The 2823-nt window shown below is 67.1% G+C and carries 2 protein-coding genes and 1 pseudogene; 1 reads left to right on the top strand and 2 read right to left on the bottom strand.

Annotated elements, in window-relative coordinates:
• Together HUK84_RS14265 and hemF are read right to left on the bottom strand one after the other, a co-directional pair.
• Window positions 1-189: pseudogene (locus HUK84_RS14265) on the bottom strand (hypothetical protein); the annotation flags it as partial.
• Window positions 190-485: 296 nt separating this feature from the next.
• The gene (hemF, locus tag HUK84_RS14260) at window positions 486-1403 is read right to left on the bottom strand and encodes an oxygen-dependent coproporphyrinogen oxidase (protein ID WP_176640883.1); all 918 of its coding nucleotides are present in this window, start codon (window positions 1401-1403) and stop codon (window positions 486-488) included.
• A gap of 165 nt (window positions 1404-1568) precedes the next feature.
• On the opposite strand from hemF, the gene HUK84_RS14255 reads away from it, so the two are divergent.
• The gene (locus HUK84_RS14255) at window positions 1569-2807 is read left to right on the top strand and encodes a cytochrome b (RefSeq protein ID WP_176640882.1); all 1239 of its coding nucleotides are present in this window, start codon (window positions 1569-1571) and stop codon (window positions 2805-2807) included.
• Window positions 2808-2823: the final 16 nt, after the last annotated feature.

The following is a 2823-nucleotide window of genomic DNA, read 5'->3' as shown; positions in this document are numbered from 1 at the left end:
GGACAGCACGCCGCCCCATTTGCCCGCTTCGCTCTCGGCTCCGCCCGCCACCAGCAGGCTGGGATCGGCGATCACCCCGCCGGCGGGCACGATCTCGGCGATATTCCGCAGCGTGCCGGCCGCGCGGGCCGCCCCCATGGTCCCGAGCATCGCAAGACCCGCCGTGGCGAGGAACTGGCGCCGGCGCATCGTCTCTACGCCCGCCCGGATCGGGAAAATCGAATGAAAACGGGCCGAATTGGGGGCAAGATCGGCATCTCCATGCCTAGTGCCCCGAACCTGAAATCCCGGGATTTCACGGTCATGGCGGACACTAGTTAAATCAACGACCGTATGTCCTGCTGATCTCGAAACTCATCATATGAATTCCGGGGGGCGGGACACCAGCGCCATTCCAGCAACCATCTGGCACCGAAATGGGGCGAGTCTATGGCAGGTGCCGGGGCAGGTGCTGGGGGCGCCCTTCCGGCGGCGAAGACGGGACATTACGGCCAGCGGGCCTCGGGGGGAAGACTCATCAGGATCGCTTCGGTGTTTCCGCCGGTCTTCAGCCCGAACAATGTGCCGCGGTCGTGGATCAGGTTGAACTCCACATAGCGGCCCCGCCGCACCAGTTGCGCCTCGCGTTGCGCCGCGGTCCAGCGTGCCGCCATCCGGTCTCGGACAAGGGCGGGATAGGTCTCCAGGAACGCCAGCCCCACGTCGCGGGTGAAGGCGAAATCGGCGTCGGCGTCGCCGCTGTCCAGCCGGTCATAGAAAATCCCGCCCAGGCCGCGCGGCTCGCCGCGATGCGGCAGGAAGAAATATTCGTCGCACCATTGCTTGAAGCGCGGGTAATAGGCCGGGTCGTGCCGGTCGCACGCCGCGCGGAACCCGGCATGGAACCGCGCGGCATCCGCCTGCGCCGCGGGGCTGTCGGGGAACATCGGGGTGATGTCGCCGCCGCCGCCGAACCAGCCCTCGGTCGTGACGATCAGCCGCGTGTTGAAATGCGCCGCCGGCACCAGCGGGTTGCTCATATGCGCCACCAGGCTGATCCCCGTGGCGAAGAAGCGCGGATCCTCGGCCGCCCCCGGGATGGTGCCGCGGAATTCCGGGCTGAACACGCCCGTTACGGTCGAGACGTTGACCCCCACCTTCTCGAACACCCGCCCGCGCATCAGGCTCATCACCCCGCCGCCGCCGGGCGATCCGTCCTCGTTCGTCCGGTCCCACGGTGTGCGTACGAAACTGCCGGGCGCGGTCCGTCCGGGCAGGGTCTGCACGTCCTCCGCCGCGCGCTCGATCTGCTCGAACGCGTCGCAGATCCGGTCGCGCAATGCCTCGAACCATGCGCGGGCCGGGTCCTTGAGCGCGTCATGGGCCAGCATGTCGCGGGGAATGGACGCGCGGGGTTCGTTCATAGCCAATGCCTCTCATCTCGGTCGCGGGCCGCGTCGGGCGCGGCAATACGGGTGCCTGTTTGCGCCAATGATTGCAAGGAACCCTCGCTCGCCGGTATGGAAGGCAGGCAGAACCGGTGCCGCGCGGCGAACTGGGCGGCGAACTGGAAGGACAAGGATAGGGTCATGAGCGACGCAGGGTCCGGCGACGCCGCGAACGCGCGGGACAAGGGCGGCGTGCTCGCCTGGCTCGATGCCCGCCTGCCGGTCGTCTCGGGCTTCCGCAAGGAATATGTCGAATACCGGATGCCCATCAATCTCAACGGATTATGGAATTTCGGCGCGATCCTGACCGTCATGCTGCTGATCATGCTGGCGACGGGAATCTTCCTGGCCGTGAATTACACGCCGACCGCGGCCGGTGCCTTCGCGTCGGTCGAGGCGATCGAGCGCCAGTTGCCCAGCGGCTGGCTGCTGCGCGCCGTTCACGCCGGGGGCGCCAGCCTGTTCCTGGCGGCGCTCTACGTGCATCTCTTCCGGGGCCTCTATTACGGCTCGTACAAGCGCCCGCGTGAAATTCTGTGGCTGACGGGGCTGGTGCTGCTGCTCATGGTCATGGTCGCCGCCTTTGCCGGCTACGTGCTGCCATGGGGCCAGATGTCCTATTGGGGCGCCGACGTGGCGGGCAAGGCGGTGGACGCGATCCCCTTCATCGGGCCCGGACTGGAACATGTCCTGCAGGGCGGCGATGCGCCGGGCGACGTCTCGCTGCACCGGTTCTTCATCCTGCACATGGTCGTGGCCTTCGGCGTGCTGGGCGTGGTCGTGGTGCATGTCGCGGCGCTGCATTTCACCGGTTCGAACAACCCGCTGGGCATCGAACCCAGGACGCCGGACGAGACGGTTCCCTTCCATCCGTACTATACCAGCAAGGATGCGCTGGGCCTGGTCCTGTTCGGCGTGCTGTTCGCCGCCCTGATCTTCTTCATGCCCGGCCTGGTGTTCGAGGCCGAGAATTTCCGCCCGGCCAACCCGCTGCATACGCCCGCCGACATCGAACCCGCATGGTATTTCCTGCCTTTCTACGGGATGCTGCAATCCGTTCCCTCGAAATTCGGCGGCCTGCTGGCGGCGATGGGGTCCATCCTGGTCCTGTTCCTGGTGCCCTGGCTGGACACGTCCCCCATCCGCTCGGCGCGCTTCCGTCCGTTCTACCGGGTCTGCATGGGGCTGCTGGTGCTGTGCTTCGTGCTGCTGGGCCTGGTCGGCCGCCACCATGCCGAAGGCGGCTGGATGGTCGTGGGGCGCCTGGCGGTGGTCTATTATTTCGCGCATTTCCTGGTACTTCTGCCGCTGTCGGCGCGGACCGAACGGCGGATCGTCCTGCCGGACGGCATCGCCGCCGCGCTGGACCGCGACCTGTGACGATGCGGCCGACGGC

Origin of the sequence: Nguyenibacter vanlangensis (genome assembly GCF_013376155.1) — a bacterium.
Classification (GTDB): Bacteria; Pseudomonadota; Alphaproteobacteria; order Acetobacterales; family Acetobacteraceae; genus Gluconacetobacter; species Gluconacetobacter vanlangensis.
This window is presented reverse-complemented; position numbering and strand designations above follow the sequence as displayed.

What these genes read in the sequence shown, in the direction of transcription:
- hemF (WP_176640883.1), bottom strand. Translation starts at nt 1,403, where the DNA reads ATGAACGAACCCCGCGCGTCCATTCCCCGCGACATGCTGGCCCATGAC.
- HUK84_RS14255 (WP_176640882.1), top strand. Translation starts at nt 1,569, where the DNA reads ATGAGCGACGCAGGGTCCGGCGACGCCGCGAACGCGCGGGACAAGGGC.